Source organism: Rhodococcus sp. EPR-157, assembly GCF_001647195.1.
Lineage (GTDB): Bacteria > Actinomycetota > Actinomycetes > Mycobacteriales > Mycobacteriaceae > Rhodococcoides.
In genome coordinates this window covers 1-19,579 of the sequence record NZ_LVCV01000247.1, presented here as the reverse complement: position 1 = coordinate 19,579, position 19,579 = coordinate 1, and the positions used below count along the sequence as shown (strand labels likewise).

Below are 19,579 nucleotides of genomic sequence, written 5' to 3'. Positions count from 1 at the left end.
ACACGACGCGTGTCGGATCGGGCCCGTTCCCGACGGAGCTGTTCGACAACTACGGCGAATATCTCGCCAAACAGGGTGGTGAGGTCGGCGTGACTACCGGGCGTGCGCGACGCACCGGATGGTTCGACGCTGTCATTGCGCGCTACGCGACCCGCGTCAACGGAATCACCGACTACTTCCTGACCAAGCTCGACGTGCTCTCCAGTCTCGACACCGTCCCGATTTGTGTCGCGTACGACGTCGATGGCGTGCGGCACGACGAGATGCCGATGACGCAGACCGGTTTCCATCACGCGAAGCCGATCTACGAGGAGATGCCCGGTTGGTGGGAAGACATCTCTGCTGCACGCACTTTCGAGGATCTTCCGCAGAATGCGCAGAACTACGTGCTGCGGCTCGAGGAGCTCTCCGGTGCCCATATGTCGTGCATCGGCGTCGGTCCCGGTCGCGACCAGACCATCGTGCGTCGGGACATTTTGAAATAACGCCGCATTGGAGAATCCCCGCACTTTTGCCGAGTGCGGGGTTTCTTTTTCCCGGTTGATTCAGACGTACGGTCTTTTTTGTGCACCACTGGTGACATTCTGCGATATATGTGAGCTATTTGTTGGTCCGACTCGACAAAGGAGTGGATACTCGACGCCAGGTACACGAGGAGGGGCGTGCGATGTCCACGACTTACAGCGGTCTCGATGTTTTCGGGTTGCAATTCGATCGCTTTGCGTACGAACATTCCTGGATCGGCGAGCAGGTCGGGGAGTTCATGCTCGGACCGAATGGCGGCGGGATGCTCGAGTATCAGCATGCCACCGTCTTCGCTCTCCCCGAGGGCGGTGCTCACGAGGTGCATGGACCCATCCTCGCCTGGTATCTCTCTCACGGCGGGCCCTACGGCACGCTCGGTTACCCCATCAGCGACGAGAAGCCGACTCCGACCGGCTTCGGTCGATACAACTTGTTCGAACGAGGCGCGGTGGGCTGGCTGCCCGAGACGGGCGCCTTCACCATCGGTGGGGCGCGCGAAGACCAAGATGTACACCCAGGTCCAGACGCGGACGACGTGTCCGTCGTGGACGAACCGAACATCGAGTCTTTTCTGGTCTGATCGATCCGATCGAGCGGTCTCATTTTGCCGCTTTACACCTGATGTTCATGTGTAAATCAGCGCTGCAGCGCATTTCATTCCCTGTCTATTCTATTGATTGCGGCCGGCAGGAATTTTTCTCCCATAACATTTTGGCATTCTTTTGCATTTCGGTAACGCGCGCAGATTATCCGTCGATGATTGGTCAAGTCAGCGCACAAAGCGCTCGCTTTTCGTTCGAGGAAAAGAGTCGAGCATGACCGATCAGGTCCAGAAGTCAAACAGGAAACGCAAGATTCGGGCTTTGTTGGCAGGTGGATTGGTCTTGGGAGTCGGTGCGGCAATAACCTTGGCCGCGTGGACCGACAATGTCTTCGGAAATTCCGATTTCGCGACGGGTGATGCGGCGTGGAACCTGCAGGGTAACTTCTCGACAGGAACCCCTGCGTGGACGCCGGAATACAATGTGTCACCCGGTGGTGCGATTCAATTCCCAGTTCCGCTCAAAGACAATTTGTCTCCCGGTGACGTCGTTCGTGCTCCCTTGGGTCTGCGTCTGGAACCAGGTCAGACACTCGGTGCCAGCATTACCCTCACCGGACCGACCATCGCTCCGACGAATGTTCTTGCCAACGCCCTGACCTACGGGATCTACACCGGAGTGACCGCAGCAGATTGCGTCTCCGGAAATATCGGGACATCGACTGTGGTTCCTGCCGGATCCCCTCTGAGCACCGGGACGGCTACACCCATCACGATCTCCAGTGGCACGGATGCGCAGAACGGAACACCAGTCGAACTGTGCTTCGTCGTCACACTTCCAGCCAATACCCCAAATACTGCGTCGGGCTTGCAGACCGGTCAGTTGGTGTGGGACTTCGCGGGCACATCGATCGCGTAGATCGACTGTGGCTTCGCTCCGTTCCCGGCAGCGTCGGGCACTGGCGGCGGGGGGAATGGTCCTGGGTTTCGGGGCCGTTCTCGTTGCCGCCAGTTGGACCGATAATGTACTGGGGTTTGCACAATTCCAATCGGGCGGTCGGTTCGGAATTCAGTCCAGCGTCGACAATGGTGTGACCTGGACGTCGAATGAAGTTTCGGGCGCAAACAATGTGTTGTCGTTCTCGCCCAGTGTCAACGCGGTAGTTCCTGGATCGGTGGCTTACGCGCCGATTCGACTGCGAACCGATATCGGTTCGCCCGCGGCACAGATACAACTCGATGGTGCGCAGCTGTCGGGGGACGCGGCGCTCGGTGGTGCGCTTGTGTATCGCGCAGTCAGTCTCGATCCCCCAACAGCGGCGTGTACGAGTGCGGCTTTCGCCGGAACACCGGCGTGGGTCGTCGGAAGCACAGGCCCCATGCCTTTGACGACAGGTTCCGTCCCGAACGTGTTCACACTTCCTGCGGCAACCCCGACGTCGGCAGGCGTCGCAACGTCGGTGTGCTTCGAAATCAGCTTGCCTGCCACGAATGCCGTGTGGACGAACGCCGCCCTGCAGGGCAAGACTTCGACCCCCGACTGGGCATTCGTCGGTACTTCCTAGGAAAGACGAACCATGACACAAGCGCGACACGGAACCGCCACGCCTCGGCCCTCGCTGTGGTCGAGAGCGGGGGACTGGTTCCTGAACATCTTGGCCGTCGGCGGGGTCATCTGCATAGTCTTGGTCATCTGCGCTTTCGCGTTCAATATCACTCTCATCATGTTCAAGACCGGGTCGATGGCGCCTGCAATCCCGACCGGCTCGTTGGCTGTGGTCAAGGAGGTCTCCGCTGATTCGGTTGCGGTCGGTGATGTGGTGACGGTCGACCGAGAAGGTGAGCTTCCCGTGACGCACCGGGTTGTCACCACGAACGCCCTACCGGACTCCGGCGCAACGTATCTCGAACTCAAAGGCGATGCGAACGAGTACGCGGATCAAGGTCTGTACGAGGTCACCGAGGTGCGCAAGGTGCTTTGGTCGGTACCGGGACTTGCACGGGTGATCGTGTATTTCTCGAACCCCTACGTTCTCGGCGGAATCACGCTCGCGATGGCAGCGCTCGTCGTCGGAGTCTTCTGGCCGCGACGTGAGGACGACACCGTCACCGACGAGTCCGTCGTCGACGATGATCTCGAGGTAGGACCGCGTTGACGGGCAGTACGAGGCGGCGTTCCTCCCTGCTGCTGGGCATCGTGGTCGTGCTCTTCGTTGCCCAGCTCGGCCACTCACGTGGATTGATCGGCGAAACCGAAGCCGTGTGGTCCGACCCGGAACATACGTCGGCATCGGTGACGTCTGGAAGCTGGACTACGACGGGGTACGGACTTGGAATTGCGGCAAAGGTAGTCTCTGCTGGCGGAATTCGCATTATCGGGGGCTCCCCGCCTCCGTGGGTGGGAGCTTCTGGTTCCCGCGACGCATCGAGTGCACCGACTCCGGGGACACCAGGCCGGACGGTCGGTGCGGGTACGGGACCCTACGATTCTGTGAGTGCGGTCGGGGTCAACCGTCTGAGAATGGGCGGTGCTTCGAACTTCGACGGTGCACTAGGGGCCACTGGCTGCGGCTCATATTCGGTTGGAGTCAGCTCTCCTACGTACTGTGCGAGCGTCCCAGGCGAAGCAACGGCATCGGCGACAGTCAGTTCGATGTACCTGGGTGGTTCGGTCTTGCAGGTTCTCGGTCCGCTCATCACAACCACCATCGTGGCGATCTCTGGAGCCGCGCAGGCCCTGAGTGCAGCTGTTACGTGCAATCTTGTCCTGGGTACGTCGAGCGTGACCCAGAAGCCCACCGCAGGCACACCGTCCACGGGCTTTGGAACAATATCGATAGGTGGCACGCCGGTCGCCGTTCCTGACACCGGAAGCGCGACGGTTGTACCGAACGGAACCATCAGTCAGTCGGGGGTCGGCTACAGCAATATCCGTTTGGAAAGCTCGTCGTCCTCGGGTGGCGCCGACGGATTTGCGAGACTGAAATTGACGGGGAGCGTCAGCCTCCTCGGTATCGGGTTGCTTCCACTCACCTTCGACGTGGACCTCGTATATGTGAGATGTGGGCCTGGAGCTGCACCCTCGGCATTGACGGCAACCAGTGCGCTGGCTCGCGCAGCGGTCGAACCGGAGGAGAACATGTCGTCATCCGCTGCCGAGCCGACTGCGACCGAGACCAGCACGACTGAGCCCACTACGGCCGAGCCCACGATGACCGAGCCTGCTACGACCGAACCGCCTACGACTACCCAGGAAGCGGCCGCCGCAATTACACCCGAGGCGACCACGACGACGGAAGCTCAGATCGAGGAAGCCCAGCCGCCCCCTGCCGAGCCGCCCCCTGTTGATCCACCTGCAGACACTGCCGAGCCGACACCACCGGAATCGGCGACGCTGTTTACCGGGCCAGCCGAGGGCAACGTCGAGACGCTGACGTTCGACGGCGGAGTCGTGTGCAGCGCGCCCGCAGACTCCGACTACACCGGAAGCGTCGAATTATCCTGCAGTGACGGAAGTTCGATCAGTGCTCCCGGTTCGTCGCTGACACCCGACGGCGTCGCCCAGGCAACCGTCGAGGGCGTGTGGGCGCCGGTTCTGTCACCCGGGGGCGCCGCGCAAACCGTCGTTGCTGCGACGCGCGGCTGACTGACCGGCAATCCCCCGCTCAGAACAGTGTCGGCTCCCCGAAGCCCGAGACTCCTTCGATGGCGAGGATTCGCTGCTTCGTCGACGCACCGCCGGGGGCCGAGAATCCGCCCACCTCGCGGCCGGCGCCGAGGACGCGGTGGCACGGGATGATGACGGGTACCGGATTGCGCCCCAGTGCGCCCCCGACGGCCTGGGCGCCTGCAGGTCGACCCACTTCGGCTGCCACGGCCCCGTAGGTGAGCGTCGAGCCGCGTGGAATCGAGCGAGTGACCTCGTAGACCGCTCTGTCGAATTCGGAGACGTCGAGCACCACCGGCACCGACGATAGATCCGCGGCCGAACCGTCGAGCAGCGCCTGGATTCCCTCGATCGCCTCGAGTGCAAGGCCGTCCGGGGTACCGGCCACGGCGTCGAAATCGGCAAGGTAGGCGATCATGGCGTCCGTGGGCTCAGGGAGTGCGACTGCGCTGACACCCCGGTGCGTCCATGCGAGGCCACACCGGCCGAGGGTGGTGTCGAAGAGCGCGTAGGGCACCCAGCCAGTATGAACCAAATCAATCGAACCAGTCCACCGATCGTCGAATTGGACTTGATTTGTCATACCAGTAGGGCGAATACTTGCGCCCATGGCGATCCGAGTCCTCAATGCAACGTCCTTGGCCCGCGATCTGGGCCGCTGGAAGACGGACACCGAGGATGCGTCGGGGTCTCGACGGGCATCTCGCCGGCCCTCACGCCCGACCTATCGCGCCCTTGCCGACGGCGTCAGGCTGCTGATTCACGACGGCCGGATTCCTCTCGGAGTCGGATTGCCAAGCGAGCGCGACTTGTCGGCCGCACTCGATCTCAGTCGAACCACCATCACCTCGTCGTACGCAGTACTTCGCGAAGAGGGCTACCTGATCAGCAAGCAGGGCGCGCGCAGTACGGTCGCGCTTCCGGACATGGCGAGACCGAACGGGCTGCTCGTGCAATCGCGCACATCGAGCGGACCGGTCATCGACATGAGCCACGCCGCGATGGCTGCCCCGACCGAGGCCATGATGTCCGCGTACAACGCTGCGCTGCAGGCACTTCCGGCGTATCTGTCCAATCACGGTATGGAGCCCATCGGACTGTCGGTCCTCCGACAGTCCATCGCGCGCCGTTTCTCGGAGCGCGGGTTGCCGACGACCGAGGACCAGATCATGGTGACTTCGGGCGCCCAGCAGGCCGTCCGTCTCCTGCTCGGCACCCTGACCTCGCCCGGCGACCGGGTGCTGATCGATCATCCGACGTATCCCAATGCTCTGGAAGCGATTCGACGCGTCGGGGCGCGGCCGGTTCCGGTGCCGATCAGGCCCGATGGCGATCCGTGGGACCTTGACGGAATCCGAAGCGCAGCAAGGCAAACCGCGTCGAAGGTCGCGTACATGATCCCCGATTTCCACAATCCAACCGGTCGTTGCCTCGCGGCCGACGGCCGTGCCGAACTCGCCAGGATCGCGCGGGATACCTCGATGACACTCATCGTCGACGAAACGATGGTCGACCTGTGGCTCGACGCGCCCCCGCCGCCACCGGTTGCCTCGTTCGGCCGGGTGTCGGGTACCGACATCGTCACGATCGGATCTGCGTCGAAGTCGTACTGGGGAGGTCTGCGCATCGGGTGGATTCGCGCCAACCCGTCGTTGATCAGTCGTCTGGCAGGATCGCGCGCCGCACACGACCTCGGCACTTCGGTGATGGATCAGCTCGCCGCGGGATTTCTGTTGCAGGACGCCGATGCGATCCTCGAGGCGCGGCGGGTTCAGCTACGAGAACGTCGTGATGCACTGGAAAATGCTTTGGCCGAACATCTTCCGGGTTGGAGCTATCGTCGTTCGACCGGTGGGATGTCGTTGTGGCTCCAACTCCCAGCGCCTGTGTCCAGTGCGTTGGCGGCGACGGTTCCTGCGTTCGGTGCAGTGTTGGCGGCCGGGCCGAGGTTCGGCGTCGAGGGAGCATTCGAGCGGTTCATCCGTATGCCCTACACACGCGAGCCCGCAGAGTTGGCGGCCGCCGTCTCGGCGACGGCGGCCGCATACCAGGCTCTTGCGCCGAACGTCGACGCCGAGCAGCCAGCCTTGGTGTTCTGAAAGAAGCTCAGCGCCAGACTGATTCGGCGTCGACGGCCGTCGACGCCGGAGCGGTTGGAATGCCGTTGGGAGTGCGGGAGAAGCGCGGAGCCGGCCGATGCTGAGTGACTCCACCGACCTCGATGAGAGTCTCTCGTGCTGCAAGGTGCACCTGCTGCGGTGCTTCGCCGAACGTCAGGACGGGTGAGACGCACGCGTCGGTGCCGTCGAAGATTTTCGCCCATTCGTCGCGTGTCTTCGTCTTGAATGTCGTCGTGAAGAGTTCACGCATCTCGGGCCAACGATCCCGATCGCCTTGTCCCGGAGTGGTGGCCGGGTCGAGTTCGAGCAGTCTGAGCAGCTCGGCGAAGAACTGAGGTTCCAGAGCGCCGACCGCCATGTACTTGCCGTCGGCTGTTTCGTAGGTGTCGTAGTACGGCCAACCGGTGTCGAGCATGTTCACGCCGCGTTCGTCGGACCAGGCGCCGACCCCTCGCATGCCCCAGATCATGTGGGAGAGTGCCGCGGTGCCGTCGACCATTGCCGCGTCGACTACTTGCCCTTCACCTGAGGTCTGTCGCTCGAACAGCGCTGCAAGGATTCCGAAGATCAGGAACATCGATCCGCCGCCGAAGTCGCCGACCATGTTGAGTGGCGGCACGGGACGCTCGCCTTGTCTGCCGATGGCGTGAAGTACGCCCGTCACGGAGATGTAGTTGATGTCGTGTCCGGCAGCCGAGGCCCATGGGCCTTCCTGGCCCCAGCCGGTCATGCGGCCGTAGACAAGCCGTGGGTTCCGGGCGAGCGCGGCGTCGGGACCGAGTCCGAGACGCTCGGTGACACCGGGCCTGAAGCCCTCGATGAGCACGTCGGCACGCTCGATCAACCCGAGCACCTTCTCGATGTCCGCGGGATCCTTGAGGTTGGCCTCGACGAGGGTGCGGTTGCGGAGTTGCTGATCGCGCTCGGAGATCTGACCTGCGCGCTGCACTCGGACGACGTCGGCACCCAGATCGGCCAGCAGCAACGCTGCATGCGGGCCCGGTCCGATACCCGCGAGCTCGACGACGCGAAGTCCTGTCAGCGGTCCACCACTACTCGACACGTTTCCCTCGTTCCGATCGGGCCGTCAATGTGAATTGAGGTTAACTTAAGCCTGGACGTCCAACTAGTCGGGCCCATGCTTTCGTGCAATGGATAATGGCCGGGTGAGCGTAGCTACGGAACCAACACGGATCGGCACACCACTGACACCGGGGGCCACGCGAGTGATGCTGCTCGGTGCGGGCGAGCTGGGCAAAGAGGTGATCATTGCGTTCCAACGCCTCGGCGTCGAGGTCATTGCCGTCGACCGCTACGACAATGCGCCGGGGCATCAGGTAGCCCATCACGCATTCACCATCGACATGAGTGATCCGGAACAACTCCTTGCGCTGATCGACGCACAGCAGCCCGACTTCGTCGTGCCCGAGATCGAGGCGATCGCCACCGACGCGCTGGCGGAGATCGAGAAGCGCGGCCGGACCGTCGTCATCCCGACAGCACGCGCCACCCAGTTGACGATGAACCGCGAGGGCATTCGACGCCTCGCCGCCGAGGAACTCGGGCTGCCGACCTCGCCGTACGCGTTCGCCGAGTCGTTGACAGAAGTGCAGGATGCACTGGCCACGATCGGTTTTCCGGCGGTGATCAAACCCGTCATGTCCTCGTCGGGCAAAGGGCAGTCCGTCGTGCGGGGCACCGACGAGGTGGAGGCCTCATGGGAGTACGCCCTGAAAGGTGGACGCGTCGACCTGGGCCGCGTCATCGTCGAGGGATTCGTCGATTTCGACTACGAGATAACGCTTCTGACGATCCGGTCCATTCACGGCACGGACTTCTGCGAGCCGATCGGACACCTTCAGCAATCGGGTGACTACGTCGAATCCTGGCAGCCGCAACCGATGTCGGATGTCGCACTCGCGGGCGCAAAGGACGTCGCCGAGAGGATCACGGCCGCTCTCGGTGGCCGCGGTCTGTTCGGCGTCGAACTGTTCGTCAAGGGTGATGACGTCTACTTCTCCGAGGTCAGTCCGCGCCCACACGATACGGGGTTGGTGACGCTTCGTACGCAACGACTTTCGGAGTTCGAGCTGCATGCGCGGGCGATCCTGGGATTGCCGGTGGACACGGCGCTGGTCTCTCCGGGGGCGTCTGCGGTGATCTACGGCGGCGTCGACGCCGAGGGGATCGCATTCGACGGCGTCGGCGACGCCTTGGCGGTGCCCGAGACGGACCTTCGGCTCTTCGGTAAGCCCGAGAGCTTCGTTCGTCGACGCATGGGAGTCGCGGTGTCCACTGCGGGCGACGTCGAGACGGCGCGTGCGCGGGCGACCGAGGCTGCAGGCAAAGTCAGACCAGTCTTGTGAGCGCCTGGGGGGAGTTGCTCGTCGGGGTGGCGATTCTGATCGGCCTGGCAGGCATCGTTGTCCCGATCCTGCCCGGCACGATTCTGATATTCGCGGCAATTGCTGTGTGGGCGTTCATGACCGGTGGCGGCGCCGCGTGGACTGCGTTCGCGATTGCTGCGCTCCTGCTGGTGGCGAGTGGCGTCGTGAAGTACACCTGGCCGGGGCGTCGAATGAAGGACGCGGGAATTCCGACGCGTTCGCTCATCGTCGGTGGCCTGGTCGGGATCGTCGGGTTCTTCGTGATCCCGATCGTGGGATTGTTCATCGGGTTCATCCTCGGCACCTATGTCGCCGAGCTGCCGCGGCACCGAAATCATTCCGATGCTTGGCGATCCACCGTCCACGCGACCAAGGCCGCGGGACTGTCGATTCTCGTCGAGCTCCTGGGTGCGCTGCTCGCCACCGGAGTCTGGCTCGGAGCAGCACTCTTCATTTGACCCGATACCAGGCCCTGGCGTTGCCGTCGAGGACTGCGGGGAGATCACCGCCGACGGCTTCGGCAATCAGGTCGAGGTCGGACTCCTGGAACCGCCTCGGCGCGCGGGTTCCGGGGAGGTCGGTTCCGAACATCAGGGCGGACGGGTTCACCGCGTGGATCTGCCGCATCGCGTCGACGATATCCATGTCGACGCGCCCGAATCCTGTTGCCTTCACTCGGACTCCACGGTCCACGAGGTCGAGTAGGTAGGGCAGCCCCTGCGCCGACATCCCCAGATGGTCGATGCTGACCGCCGGAAGTTTGCACAGGATCGGTTCGAGGGACAGCAACATCGAGGCGTCGACGTACAACTCCGCGTGCCAACCGACCAGATCGTGCGCGCGTCTGGCCTGCGCAGTGAGGGTCTGAACGTCGGTGGCGCCGCGCTTGAGGTTGAGCCGAATGGCACGGACACCAGCCGCCTCCAGAGCGAGGATGTCCGCATCGGTGGCATCGGGTTCGAGTTGTGTGACCCCGGCCCAGCCGTCCCCGAGCGTGTCGAGGGCGGACAGCAGGAAGCTCTGATCGGTGGCGTGGAACGACGCGCTGATCACCGCTCCGCCGGTGATGCCCAACCCATCCGTGTCGCGGTCGTAGTCGGCGATCGTGTACGGATCGGGGACGAAGCCCTGGTTCTCGATCAGCGGAAACCGAGGGTCGAGGATGTAGCGATGGGCGTCGAACACCCCGTCAGCATGCCAGCTGCGTCGTTCCGGCACCCGGCGACCCTGGCCGGTGTTTGAATCGAGTCATGAAAGCTGAAGCTACAGTTGTCCTCGACGGTTACACCTACTTCGAATGTCCCCGCTGGCGCGACGGTCGTATCTGGGTGTCCGACTTCTACAGTCAGCAGGTTGTTTCGGCGTTGGAGGACGGGTCGGACGTACGCGTCGAGGCCGAGGTTCCCCAGCAGCCGTCGGGGTTGGGTTGGCTACCGGACGGCCGGCTGCTGATCGTGTCCATGCGCGATCACACGATTCTGCGGCGCGAAGACGACGGTTCCCTCGTGGTGCATGCGGACCTGTCGTCGCACGTCAGCGCCAACCTCAACGACATGCTCGTCGATTCTCGTGGACGTGCCTACGTCGGCAATTTCGGTTTCGATCTGATGAACCTCGCAACGCCCGATACCGCGGACCTGCTGCGGGTAGACCCCGACGGCTCGGTGCACGTCGTGGCCAAGGATCTGTACTTTCCCAACGGAATGGCGCTGACCCCGGACGGCGAGCTGCTGGTCGACGAGACCGTCGGCAATCGCATCAGTGTGTTCGCGGTCCATCCCGACGGCTCGCTGGGTGAGCGCCGGGATTGGGTCAAGTTCGCGGAGCTCCCCGACATGAGCGATATGGCGACTGCGCTGGGGCAGTTGGCGCTTGCGCCGGATGGGTGTGCGATCGACACCGACGGATCGCTCTGGGTGGCAGACGCCCTCGGTCAGCGCATCGTGCATGTGGTGCCAGGAAAGGGAATCGTCGATCAGCTCGAGTTCGATACCGGAGTGTTCGCCTGCGGATTCGGCGGCGACGACGGGAGAACGCTGTTCGTGTGCGCTGCACCGGACTTCGACGAGCACCAGCGCAAGGTCCAGACGGAAGGAAAGTTGCTGGCTGTGCGGGTGTGAGCGCTGCGCGGCGGGTGTAAGCGCTGCGCGCCAGTGGCGCGGTTAGGTACCCCAGAGGGCACTTAACCACGCCACTGGTGGCGGAGCTGCCTAGGCCTTGTCGGGCTCGGACGCCTTGAGCATGTCGTCGCGCTCGACGACCTTGACTCGTTCGCGGCCTTCGGGTTCGCCGAGGGAGCGTTCGTGGGCGTCGAGGCGGTACCAGCCGTCCCACGTGGTGAAGGGGACCTGCTTGCCTTCGAGGAACGCGGTGACGGAGTCGAGTTCGGGGTCGGTGGCTCCGGCGAAGGTGGGCGCGTCCTCGAGGAGGTTGGCGACGGTTTCGTTGGCGTCGCCCTTGGTGTGGCCGATGAGGCCGACGGGCCCGCGTTTGATCCAACCGGTGACGTAAGTGGCGGGGACAGGGACCGTCGACGTCGGTGACTCCACGACGCGGCCGGCTTCGTTGGGAATGGTTCCTGCCTGCTCGTCGAAAGGGAGCTGGCTGATGTTCTGGGAGAGGTAACCGACAGCGCGGTAGACGGCCTGGACCTCCCAGTCGTTGTACTTGCCGGTGCCCTTGACGTTTCCGGTGCCGTCGAGCTCGGTGCGCTCGGTACGGAGTCCGACGACCTTTCCGTCCTCGCCGAGGATTTCGGTGGGCGATTCGAAGAAGTGCAGGAACAGTTTGTGCGGGCGGTTGCCGACGTCGCGGATTGCCCAGTCCTGCAGGGTGTTGGCGACCATGTCGACCTGCTTGGAATTGCGGCGGGCCTGCTCGGAGCCTTCGTCGTAGTCGATGTCCTCGGGCGCGACGATGACCTCGATGTTGGGCGAATGGTCGAGCTCGCGGAGTTCGAGGGGGGTGAACTTGGCTTGCGCGGGTCCGCGGCGGCCGAAGACGTGCACCTCGATGGCCTTGTTGGCCTTGAGGCCCTCGTAGACGTTGGCGGGGATCTCGGTCGGCAGAAGTTCGTCGCCGGTCTTGGCGAGAACGCGTGCGACGTCGAGAGCGACGTTGCCGACGCCGAGGACGGCTACCTTCTCGGCCTCGAGGGGCCAAGTGCGCGGGACGTCGGGGTGGCCGTCGTACCAGGAGACGAAGTCGGCCGCGCCATAGCTGCCGTCGAGGCCGATGCCGGGGATGTTCAGTGCGCGGTCGGCGTTGGCGCCGGTGGAGAAGATGACGGCGTCGTAGAAGCGGCGCAGGTCGTCCAACGTGATGTCGGTGCCGTAGTCGATGTTGCCGAGGAGGCGGACCTGGGGCTTGTCGAGCACCTTGTGCAGGGCGGTGATGATGCCCTTGATGCGGGGGTGGTCCGGTGCGACGCCGTAGCGGATGAGTCCGAACGGAGCGGGCATGCGTTCGAAGAGGTCGATGCTCACGCCGGGTCCGCTGACATTGAGGTCGGACTTCATGAGTGCGTCGGCGGCGTAGATGCCGGCCGGTCCGGCGCCGACGATGGCTACGCGGAGTGGGCGAGTCTGATCAGTCATGTGCAGCGAACTACCTTCGTCGAGGGCAAGTACGGACACCCCAGCATAAATTAAGTGTTACCTGATCAGTGCTGGTGGGCGTAGCTACGGGGTATTGCCTCAGCCTTTCATCATTTCCTTCCATTCAGGTAGGGTTTGCGTTGTGCATACGACTTACCTGGTCCGGCGGCTGACCGTCGACTTCTGTCGTACCTGCACCACCATGTGTCGTCGGTGACGCGGCTCTCCGCTCCCGCCACTTCTCACGCCCTGCTTCGTATTCTTCCTCGCTGCCCCGACCGTGCGATAGTCGCTCCGGGCTAGGAGAAACACATGACAGTCCTGGATAACTCAGTTCGCTCGGTCCTTGCCCTCGACAAGCTGGGGCCGCGGTTCGGTGCCGAGGTCATCGGACTCGATGTTGCGTCGGCGTCGGATGCCGAAGTCCTGGCGATCCGGGATGCACTCGTCGAGCACAAGGTCCTGGTGTTTCGCGGCCAGTCGCTCGACGATGCCGGTCAGATCGATTTCGGTCGACGCCTCGGCGACCTGACTGCTGGGCATCCGGTGCACGACAGCGGTCATGTGGCAGCCGAGGTGTATGCCTTGGACAGCCAGGACAACGGGTTCGCCGACGTGTGGCACACCGACGTGACGTTCATGGAACGGCCACCGATGGGTTCGATTCTTCGACCGGTCGTGCTTCCTGCGCACGGCGGCGACACCAACTGGGCCGACAGTCAGCTGGCCTACGAGTCGTTGTCGGCGCCCGTCCGTCAGATGATCGACCAGCTGACCGCCGTGCACGACGGTAATCGCGAGTTCGGCTACTACCTCGCACAGAAGCGAGGCGGCAAGGGCAATGTCTGGGACGGGAAAGAGGTGACCGCGCTGGTACCCGTCGAACATCCGGTGGTTCGGGTGCACCCCGAGACCGGACGTAAGGGCATCTTCGTCAACCCGGGTTTCACCTCGCACATCGTCGGAGTGTCCGAGGCGGAGAGTCGGGGAATTCTCGACGTCCTGTATGCGCACCTGACCAAGCCCGAGCATGTCGTGCGGCACCGTTGGCGTCTCGGCGATCTGGTCCTGTGGGACAACCGCAGCACCTCCCACTACGCCAATCGCGACTACGGCACCGAGCACCGCGTCATGCACCGCATAACGCTGCGCGGGGATATCCCTGTCGGACCCCGACAGTGATAAGCGTCGACCCTGCGGGAAAGATTGCGGTTATGGCGTCGTGGCGTGAACGAAGACAGCAGTGGGCCGACAGTCGTGAGGAAGCGCAGAACAACGCGTCCGCAGCGGCTGCCGAGACGGGTGAGCGTCGTCCGCCGACCCCCTGGCCGTTCATTCTCGCGGTCGGCATCGTCGTCGTTGTGCTCGCCGGCATCTTCCTGGCGGCCCGATTCGCGCCGGCCGAGGACAATGTCACGCAGGCGCAGTTGTTGACCGACAGCATCGACGATTTCGTATCGGCGCAGAACGACGGTGACGCCGAGCTCCTACGTTCGACGACCTGTCAGGATCAGCTCGCCCAGTTGATCCCGGGAAGCGACGCGGACTACGCATCCGCCCGTGCGGACGACGTCGACGAGAACGGCAAGCTGGTAGTGGACGGTGCTCCCACCGACTACGAGGTCAACGGCGATCGCGGAATGGTGACGGTCCCGACGAAGCTCGAGAAGATCGGTGCGACGTCGAGCGAGACGTGGAAGTTCGTCCGCGTCGACGAGAAGTGGCTGGTGTGCAATGTATGAAAGGTTGAGCCCGTGACTTACGCAGGTGACATCACCCCGCAGGCAGCGTGGGAGTTGCTCGAGAACGATCCCGACGCGGTGCTGGTCGACGTGCGAACCCACGCCGAATGGCAGTACGTCGGCGTTCCGGACACCTCGTCGATCGACCGACCGACACATCTCATCGAGTGGGTCAGCTACCCCAACGGGGCGCGAAACGAGGGTTTCGTCGAGCAGTTGAAAGAGGCCGGGGTGGACGGTGAGCGACCGGTGGTATTCCTGTGCCGCTCGGGCCAGCGTTCGATCGGCGCCGCCGAGGCTGCGACTGCGGCAGGCATCGGGCCGTCGTACAACGTGCTCGACGGTTTCGAGGGTGCGACCGACGCAGATGGTCACCGCGGCGCCGTGGGGTGGCGTGCGGTCGGATTGCCGTGGAGGCAGCCATGAACGTGCCCAAAGGTGGAGGATTCCACAAGCCGCTCCCGGAGGGTGTCGGGCAGGGAACCCTCGGTGTTCGCGGCGGATTGATGCGGTCCGGGTTCGACGAGAATGCCGAGGCGCTGTACCTGTCTTCGGGTTTCGTCTACGAGAGCGCGGGCGCGGCTGAGCAGGCGTTCACCGGCGACATCGACCACTTCGTCTACTCGCGCTACGGCAACCCGACAGTCAAGATGTTCGAGGAGCGTCTTCGTCTCATCGAAGGCGCCGAGGCGTGCTTCGGAACCTCCAGCGGGATGTCTGCGGTGTTCACGGCGCTCGGTGCGTTGCTGAAGGCCGGCGACCGACTGGTTGCGGCCCGCAGCCTGTTCGGATCCTGCTTCGTGGTGTGCAACGAGATTCTGCCCCGTTGGGGTGTCGAAACCGTGTTCGTCGACGGCGAAGACAACGCGCAGTGGGAAGAAGCGCTCTCGGTTCCGACGACTGCCGTGTTTTTCGAGACGCCGTCCAATCCGATGCAGACGCTGGTCGATGTCGAACGGGTCTCGGAGCTGGCGCATGCGGCGGGCGCAACTGTGGTGTTGGACAACGTCTTTGCGACGCCGTTGCTGCAGGACAGTCTTGCGCTCGGTGCGGACGTCGTCGTGTATTCGGGCACCAAGCACATCGATGGACAGGGCCGTGTTCTCGGCGGTGCGATCCTCGGTTCCCGTGAGTACATCGACGGACCTGTACAGACGCTGATGCGACACACCGGTCCTGCGCTGAGCCCGTTCAATGCGTGGACGCTGCTCAAGGGGCTCGAGACGATGCCGGTTCGGGTGCGGCATTCGACGCAGTCCGCGCTGGAGATCGCGAAGTTCCTCGAGGCGCACTCGGCTGTGTCGTGGGTCAGGTACCCGTACCTCGAGTCGCACCCGCAGCACCAGCTCGCGAAGAAGCAGATGAAGGGCGGCGGCACCGTCGTCACCTTCGAGCTCGATGCGCCCGAGGGTGAGGCAAAGAAGCGCGCGTTCGAAGTTCTCGACGGGCTACGTGTGGTCGATATCTCGAACAACCTCGGCGACTCGAAGTCGCTCATCACTCATCCTGCGACCACCACGCACCGCGCCATGGGCCCGGAAGGTCGTGCGGCGGTGGGCATTTCCGACGGCGTCGTGCGAATCTCGGGGGGGTTGGAAGACACCGAGGACCTCATTGCCGATCTGGATCAGTCGCTGGGCTGAGCTGGGGCGGCTCCGCCAGTGGCGCGGTTAAGTGTGTTGACGTGCACTGAACCGCACCACTGTCTCAGGCCAGCCCGAAAGCCGACAACACCGTTCGGAATTTCGCCGTCGTTTCGGCAAGTTCCGACTCGGGGTCCGAAGCCTCGACGATCCCGCCGCCCGCAGTGGCGAGGGCGGTCAACCCGTCGGCGGCGAGTTCGAGTCCGCGGATCGCGACCATCCACTCGCCGTCGCCCGTGCCGTCGGACCATCCGACAGCTCCGGCGTAGAAGCCGCGAGGCCCCTCGATGCGTGCGATCGCGTCCATCGCAGCTCGGCGGGGGACGCCCGCGACTGCCGGAGTCGGGTGCATCGCGACGGCGAGGTCGAGTGACGTCGTGGACGGGTCGCGAAGAATGCCGGTGATCGGTGTGCTCAGGTGCCACAGCTGCGGTGTGCTGCTGAGCTGCGGTGTGCTCGGGATCTGTAGGTCTGTGCACCACGGTTGCAGTGCGGTTCGAATTTCCTCGACGACGAATCGGTGCTCTGCCTGATCTTTTGCGCTCGCGGCGAGCTGGTCGGCGATGCCTGCGTCCAGGGTGGGATCGTCGCTGCGCGCGGCGGTTCCGGCGAAAGGGTGGCACGAGACGGTGCGGCCGTGGCGTCGGACGAGCAATTCAGGGCTCGAACCTATGAGGAATCTGCCCGCGTAGCCGGCACCGGCCGCAGACAGATCTACTGCGTAGCCGTTGCCGAGTGGGTCCCCGCTGACGAGTGCTCCGAGAAGTGCAATCGGATCGATCGGGGTGTCGGCACGGAGTTGCAGGGACCGCGCCAGGACGACTTTTTCCGCAACGCCCCGCCGAAGCTCCTGCACCAATGCACGGACGCGTTCGAGGTGAACGTCGGCGGCGGGAACCTGACCGCCGATGCTCACCGGGGGGAGAGCAGCCGTTTGAGCGGAAGGGCGCCACGGCCCCTCTCGTTTGGTGAGCGTTCCGGGTTCGGTCAGCGCGATTCGGTCGGACATGTCGAAGGGGAGCGCCCCGACAACGGGAGTTCCTTCGCGGACGGCGTCCGTAGCGTCGGTGATCGTCGAAAACGCACGTCGGACGCCGGTGGCCTCGATGTTGTACTCGCGTCGGGACAGCACGAAACTCGTAGTGGCGCGGTTGAGTGCACCAGGGAAACCCTTACCGTGCCACTGCGGCGGAGCCGCGGGGTGTGACTGCGGCGGAGCCGCGGGGTGTGGCTTCTGCATCAGAACAGTCTCTGCATCAGAAGGGCGTCTGCGTTCGGCCGACGAGGTCGGCGACCGAATTGATCACCTTCGTCGGACGGTACGGGTAGTTCTCGACCGACGCGGTGGTCGAGATGCCGGTGAGAACCAGAATGGTCTGCAACCCGGCTTCGAGTCCAGACAGAACGTCGGTATCCATGCGGTCGCCGATCATCAGGGTGCTCTCGGAATGACCGCCGATTGCGCGGAGGGCGGAGCGCATCATCAACGCGTTCGGCTTCCCTACGTAGTAGGGCTCCTTGCCTGTCGCCTTGGTGATCAGCGCTGCGACCGATCCGGTGGCGGGTAGCGAACCCTCGCGCGATGGGCCGGTGGCGTCGGGATTGGTGGCGATGAACCGTGCGCCCTTTTCGACGAGTCGAATCGCCGTGGTGATCGCTTCGAACGAGTACGTGCGTGTCTCGCCGAGCACCACATAGTCGGGGCTGGAGTCGGTGAGTACGTAGCCGATGTCGTGGAGTGCTGTGGTCAGACCCGACTCTCCGACCACGTAGGCGCTACCACCTGGGCGCTGGTTGCCGAGGAAATTGGCGGTAGCGAGCGCCGATGTCCAGATCGACTTCTCGGGGATGTTCAACCCGCTGCGCTCCAGCCGTGCACGCAGGTCACGCGGGGTGCGGATGCTGTTGTTCGTCAGCACGATGAACGGGATGTCGTTCGATTGGAGCTCGGCGACGAACGCATCGGCTCCCGGAATTAGGTGATCCTCGTGGACGAGTACGCCGTCCATGTCCATGAGGTAGGTCCACTGTTGCGGTTCGTCCTGTGAGCTCACCAGACCATTGTGCGCTACAGCGTGTCTCTGTCAGCCAGCTCTCGTGAGTGCGGCCCGTCTCAGCGCCCTTTCGCGTGCGGTCATTCCGCCCCAGACACCGAACGGTTCGTTGGTGGCGAGGGCAAACTGTTGGCACTGTGCGATGACCGGGCACCGTTCACACAAGACCTTCGCCTGGTCCTCCCGCTGTCGCCGCGCACTCCGACCTTCTCCCGATGGGGAAAAGAACACGTCGGAACTTTCGCCGCGGCAGGCGGCGTCCACATGCCATTCTGTTCTTACGGATGCCATAGACCGATGATGCCGTCTCAACAGACCGGGAAGAAGGTTTCGAATCATCGAGCGTCTAATGATGTGATGAATTTCAGGTTCGAGTATCTGGCCGTGCCGTGCGGTGGTGCTGTGGTCGGAATGGTCCTGTTCGAACCCGGATCAGAAGATCTCCCGCATCTCGGCAGTACCGCGGCTGCGGCTCTCGCTGCGGTCGTGGCGGTGTTGACGGTCGTGGCGGTGTTGACGGTCGCCGTGGTCTCACGTGCCGGGACGGCGGTGGGGTCTGTGGTGGTTGGGGCTGCGCTCGTATCGGCTTCGACGCTGATCTCCGGATCGCTGTACCTGTTCGCGAGCGGACCAGGCGCTGGACTGATTCTGGGCGGACTACTCGTGCTGTGCCAGTCGAGAAGGGGCCTGCAGGCCGCACTTGCAGTTGGTGTCTTGCTCGGTTCGTTCGACCTTGTCGGCACGACGCCGCGTCGGTATGCGGACTACTTGCCGGTCGGTGACGCTATCGGTTCGCCCACGATGTGGCTGCTCCTGGCCGCCACCGTGGCTTTCACGTTGCTTTGTTTGCCGGTGCCGGTGCCGCTGCGGGTCGAGGTGCGCGAGTTTCGGGCCTTGGTTGTCGGTTTCGCTCTTCCCGTCCTCATGCTGGCTGTGCACTGGCTCTTCGGACTCTCGGTCGGCGACGGCATCTATCCGGGCGCCACATGGCAGGCGACCGTCGCCTGGTCAGTCGTCGTCGTCGCGGTGGTTGGCGGAGGACTGTGGTTACCGCGGGCGACAGGGCTGGTTCTGGTTGCCGGTGTCGCGATTGCGGCGGTCGATGTGCAACCGGTCTTCGTTGCCGACCGCGGGTTGGTCGTGGTCGCTGTGCTGGCCGCACTCGTCGGGTTGGTCGCTGGTTGGAGGTGGCCAAGGCCAGTCGTCGGAATCGGGCTTCTCGCCGTCGTCGCCGGTGTCGGGCTCGCGGATGAGGGCCTCGCCGCGACCGCCCTACCGGCCGTTGCTGCCTTCGCGCTCGCTTC

Annotated in this window: 22 protein-coding genes; 15 read left to right on the top strand and 7 right to left on the bottom strand. The window is 63.9% G+C overall.

Annotated elements, in window-relative coordinates:
* From A2J03_RS11125 to A2J03_RS11100, 6 genes are all read left to right on the top strand, one after another.
* Positions 1–485 (top strand): adenylosuccinate synthetase (locus tag A2J03_RS11125; RefSeq protein WP_197480720.1); only part of this gene is annotated, 485 nt, incomplete at its 5' end.
* Between the two features lie 182 nt (positions 486–667).
* Positions 668–1,105 (top strand): LGFP repeat-containing protein, encoded by a 438-nt coding sequence (locus A2J03_RS11120; RefSeq protein ID WP_068373431.1) that lies wholly within the window; start codon positions 668–670, stop codon positions 1,103–1,105.
* A 235-nt stretch (positions 1,106–1,340) separates the two neighbouring features.
* A complete protein-coding gene (locus A2J03_RS11115) occupies positions 1,341–1,985 on the top strand; it encodes a SipW-dependent-type signal peptide-containing protein (RefSeq protein ID WP_068373429.1) in 645 nt (214 codons plus the stop codon).
* 256 nt (positions 1,986–2,241) lie between these two features.
* On the top strand, positions 2,242–2,631 hold the full coding sequence (locus A2J03_RS30505) for a hypothetical protein (protein ID WP_156520321.1): 390 nt from the start codon (positions 2,242–2,244) through the stop codon (positions 2,629–2,631).
* 12 nt (positions 2,632–2,643) lie between these two features.
* Complete coding sequence (locus A2J03_RS11105; RefSeq protein WP_068373426.1) at positions 2,644–3,222, top strand: signal peptidase I; 579 nt, start codon at positions 2,644–2,646, stop codon at positions 3,220–3,222.
* Positions 3,223–3,719: 497 nt separating this feature from the next.
* Entirely contained in the window at positions 3,720–4,712 is a 993-nt protein-coding gene (locus A2J03_RS11100) for a hypothetical protein (protein ID WP_156520320.1), read from the top strand.
* 19 nt (positions 4,713–4,731) lie between these two features.
* Here A2J03_RS11100 and A2J03_RS11095 read toward each other — a convergent pair whose 3' ends face one another.
* Positions 4,732–5,250: a methylated-DNA--[protein]-cysteine S-methyltransferase gene (locus tag A2J03_RS11095; RefSeq protein ID WP_068373420.1), complete on the bottom strand. Its 519-nt coding sequence runs from the start codon at positions 5,248–5,250 to the stop codon at positions 4,732–4,734.
* Between the two features lie 91 nt (positions 5,251–5,341).
* Here A2J03_RS11095 and yczR point away from each other — a divergent pair, with 91 nt between their 5' ends.
* Entirely contained in the window at positions 5,342–6,832 is a 1,491-nt protein-coding gene (gene yczR, locus A2J03_RS11090) for a MocR-like transcription factor YczR (RefSeq protein WP_068373417.1), read from the top strand.
* Between the two features lie 7 nt (positions 6,833–6,839).
* Here the strand turns inward: yczR and A2J03_RS11085 are convergent, their stop codons facing one another.
* Complete coding sequence (locus tag A2J03_RS11085) at positions 6,840–7,916, bottom strand: CaiB/BaiF CoA transferase family protein (RefSeq protein ID WP_068373413.1); 1,077 nt, start codon at positions 7,914–7,916, stop codon at positions 6,840–6,842.
* A 166-nt stretch (positions 7,917–8,082) separates the two neighbouring features.
* On the opposite strand from A2J03_RS11085, the gene purT reads away from it, so the two are divergent.
* Complete coding sequence (gene purT / locus A2J03_RS11080; protein ID WP_231912485.1) at positions 8,083–9,219, top strand: formate-dependent phosphoribosylglycinamide formyltransferase; 1,137 nt, start codon at positions 8,083–8,085, stop codon at positions 9,217–9,219.
* The gene (locus A2J03_RS11075) at positions 9,216–9,698 is read left to right on the top strand and encodes a DUF456 domain-containing protein (protein WP_068373407.1); all 483 of its coding nucleotides are present in this window, start codon (positions 9,216–9,218) and stop codon (positions 9,696–9,698) included. The genes purT and A2J03_RS11075 overlap by 4 nt, the downstream gene beginning before the upstream one ends.
* Here the strand turns inward: A2J03_RS11075 and A2J03_RS11070 are convergent.
* A complete protein-coding gene (locus tag A2J03_RS11070) occupies positions 9,691–10,425 on the bottom strand; it encodes an amidohydrolase family protein (RefSeq protein ID WP_068373436.1) in 735 nt (244 codons plus the stop codon). The two genes, A2J03_RS11075 and A2J03_RS11070, sit on opposite strands and share 8 nt — an antisense overlap.
* A gap of 65 nt (positions 10,426–10,490) precedes the next feature.
* Here A2J03_RS11070 and A2J03_RS11065 point away from each other — a divergent pair, with 65 nt between their 5' ends.
* Complete coding sequence (locus tag A2J03_RS11065) at positions 10,491–11,360, top strand: SMP-30/gluconolactonase/LRE family protein (protein WP_068373404.1); 870 nt, start codon at positions 10,491–10,493, stop codon at positions 11,358–11,360.
* A 90-nt stretch (positions 11,361–11,450) separates the two neighbouring features.
* Here A2J03_RS11065 and A2J03_RS11060 read toward each other — a convergent pair whose 3' ends face one another.
* Positions 11,451–12,836 carry an FAD-dependent oxidoreductase gene (locus tag A2J03_RS11060; RefSeq protein WP_068373401.1) on the bottom strand — a complete coding sequence of 462 codons (1,386 nt, stop codon included), beginning with the start codon at positions 12,834–12,836 and terminating at the stop codon, positions 11,451–11,453.
* 312 nt (positions 12,837–13,148) lie between these two features.
* On the opposite strand from A2J03_RS11060, the gene A2J03_RS11055 reads away from it, so the two are divergent.
* Genes A2J03_RS11055 through A2J03_RS11040 form a run of 4 tightly spaced genes read left to right on the top strand, consistent with a single transcriptional unit; the run spans position 13,149 to position 16,221 of the window.
* Positions 13,149–14,018, top strand: a complete 870-nt coding sequence (locus A2J03_RS11055; RefSeq protein ID WP_068373398.1) for a TauD/TfdA dioxygenase family protein — start codon at positions 13,149–13,151, stop codon at positions 14,016–14,018.
* Between the two features lie 32 nt (positions 14,019–14,050).
* Entirely contained in the window at positions 14,051–14,578 is a 528-nt protein-coding gene (locus A2J03_RS11050; protein ID WP_068373395.1) for an Rv0361 family membrane protein, read from the top strand.
* Between the two features lie 12 nt (positions 14,579–14,590).
* The gene (locus A2J03_RS11045) at positions 14,591–15,004 is read left to right on the top strand and encodes a rhodanese-like domain-containing protein (protein WP_068373392.1); all 414 of its coding nucleotides are present in this window, start codon (positions 14,591–14,593) and stop codon (positions 15,002–15,004) included.
* Entirely contained in the window at positions 15,001–16,221 is a 1,221-nt protein-coding gene (locus A2J03_RS11040) for an O-succinylhomoserine sulfhydrylase (protein ID WP_068373389.1), read from the top strand. Before A2J03_RS11045 ends, A2J03_RS11040 begins: the two co-directional genes overlap by 4 nt.
* A 64-nt stretch (positions 16,222–16,285) precedes the next feature.
* On the opposite strand, the gene A2J03_RS11035 is transcribed toward A2J03_RS11040, so the two are convergent.
* From A2J03_RS11035 to A2J03_RS29890, 3 genes are all read right to left on the bottom strand, one after another.
* The gene (locus A2J03_RS11035) at positions 16,286–17,461 is read right to left on the bottom strand and encodes an isochorismate synthase (protein WP_082897761.1); all 1,176 of its coding nucleotides are present in this window, start codon (positions 17,459–17,461) and stop codon (positions 16,286–16,288) included.
* A 16-nt stretch (positions 17,462–17,477) separates the two neighbouring features.
* Complete coding sequence (locus tag A2J03_RS11030; protein ID WP_442971343.1) at positions 17,478–18,236, bottom strand: HAD-IIA family hydrolase; 759 nt, start codon at positions 18,234–18,236, stop codon at positions 17,478–17,480.
* A gap of 69 nt (positions 18,237–18,305) precedes the next feature.
* The gene (locus A2J03_RS29890; RefSeq protein WP_082897760.1) at positions 18,306–18,566 is read right to left on the bottom strand and encodes a WhiB family transcriptional regulator; all 261 of its coding nucleotides are present in this window, start codon (positions 18,564–18,566) and stop codon (positions 18,306–18,308) included.
* Between the two features lie 66 nt (positions 18,567–18,632).
* On the opposite strand from A2J03_RS29890, the gene A2J03_RS11025 reads away from it, so the two are divergent.
* Positions 18,633–19,579: hypothetical protein (locus A2J03_RS11025; protein ID WP_068373383.1), on the top strand; the 947-nt coding region annotated here is incomplete at its 3' end.

Excerpts from the sequence above, each read along its gene's own strand:
- A2J03_RS11115 (WP_068373429.1), top strand. The coding sequence starts at position 1,341 with ATGACCGATCAGGTCCAGAAGTCAAACAGGAAACGCAAGATTCGGGCT.
- A2J03_RS11050 (WP_068373395.1), top strand. The coding sequence starts at position 14,051 with ATGGCGTCGTGGCGTGAACGAAGACAGCAGTGGGCCGACAGTCGTGAG.
- purT (WP_231912485.1), top strand. The coding sequence starts at position 8,083 with ATGCTGCTCGGTGCGGGCGAGCTGGGCAAAGAGGTGATCATTGCGTTC.
- A2J03_RS11100 (WP_156520320.1), top strand. The coding sequence starts at position 3,720 with ATGTACCTGGGTGGTTCGGTCTTGCAGGTTCTCGGTCCGCTCATCACA.
- A2J03_RS11030 (WP_442971343.1), bottom strand. The coding sequence starts at position 18,236 with ATGGACATGGACGGCGTACTCGTCCACGAGGATCACCTAATTCCGGGA.
- A2J03_RS11120 (WP_068373431.1), top strand. The coding sequence starts at position 668 with ATGTCCACGACTTACAGCGGTCTCGATGTTTTCGGGTTGCAATTCGAT.
- yczR (WP_068373417.1), top strand. The coding sequence starts at position 5,342 with ATGGCGATCCGAGTCCTCAATGCAACGTCCTTGGCCCGCGATCTGGGC.
- A2J03_RS11055 (WP_068373398.1), top strand. The coding sequence starts at position 13,149 with ATGACAGTCCTGGATAACTCAGTTCGCTCGGTCCTTGCCCTCGACAAG.
- A2J03_RS11035 (WP_082897761.1), bottom strand. The coding sequence starts at position 17,461 with ATGCAGAAGCCACACCCCGCGGCTCCGCCGCAGTCACACCCCGCGGCT.
- A2J03_RS11065 (WP_068373404.1), top strand. The coding sequence starts at position 10,491 with ATGAAAGCTGAAGCTACAGTTGTCCTCGACGGTTACACCTACTTCGAA.
- A2J03_RS11060 (WP_068373401.1), bottom strand. The coding sequence starts at position 12,836 with ATGACTGATCAGACTCGCCCACTCCGCGTAGCCATCGTCGGCGCCGGA.
- A2J03_RS11040 (WP_068373389.1), top strand. The coding sequence starts at position 15,001 with ATGAACGTGCCCAAAGGTGGAGGATTCCACAAGCCGCTCCCGGAGGGT.
- A2J03_RS11105 (WP_068373426.1), top strand. The coding sequence starts at position 2,644 with ATGACACAAGCGCGACACGGAACCGCCACGCCTCGGCCCTCGCTGTGG.
- A2J03_RS29890 (WP_082897760.1), bottom strand. The coding sequence starts at position 18,566 with ATGGCATCCGTAAGAACAGAATGGCATGTGGACGCCGCCTGCCGCGGC.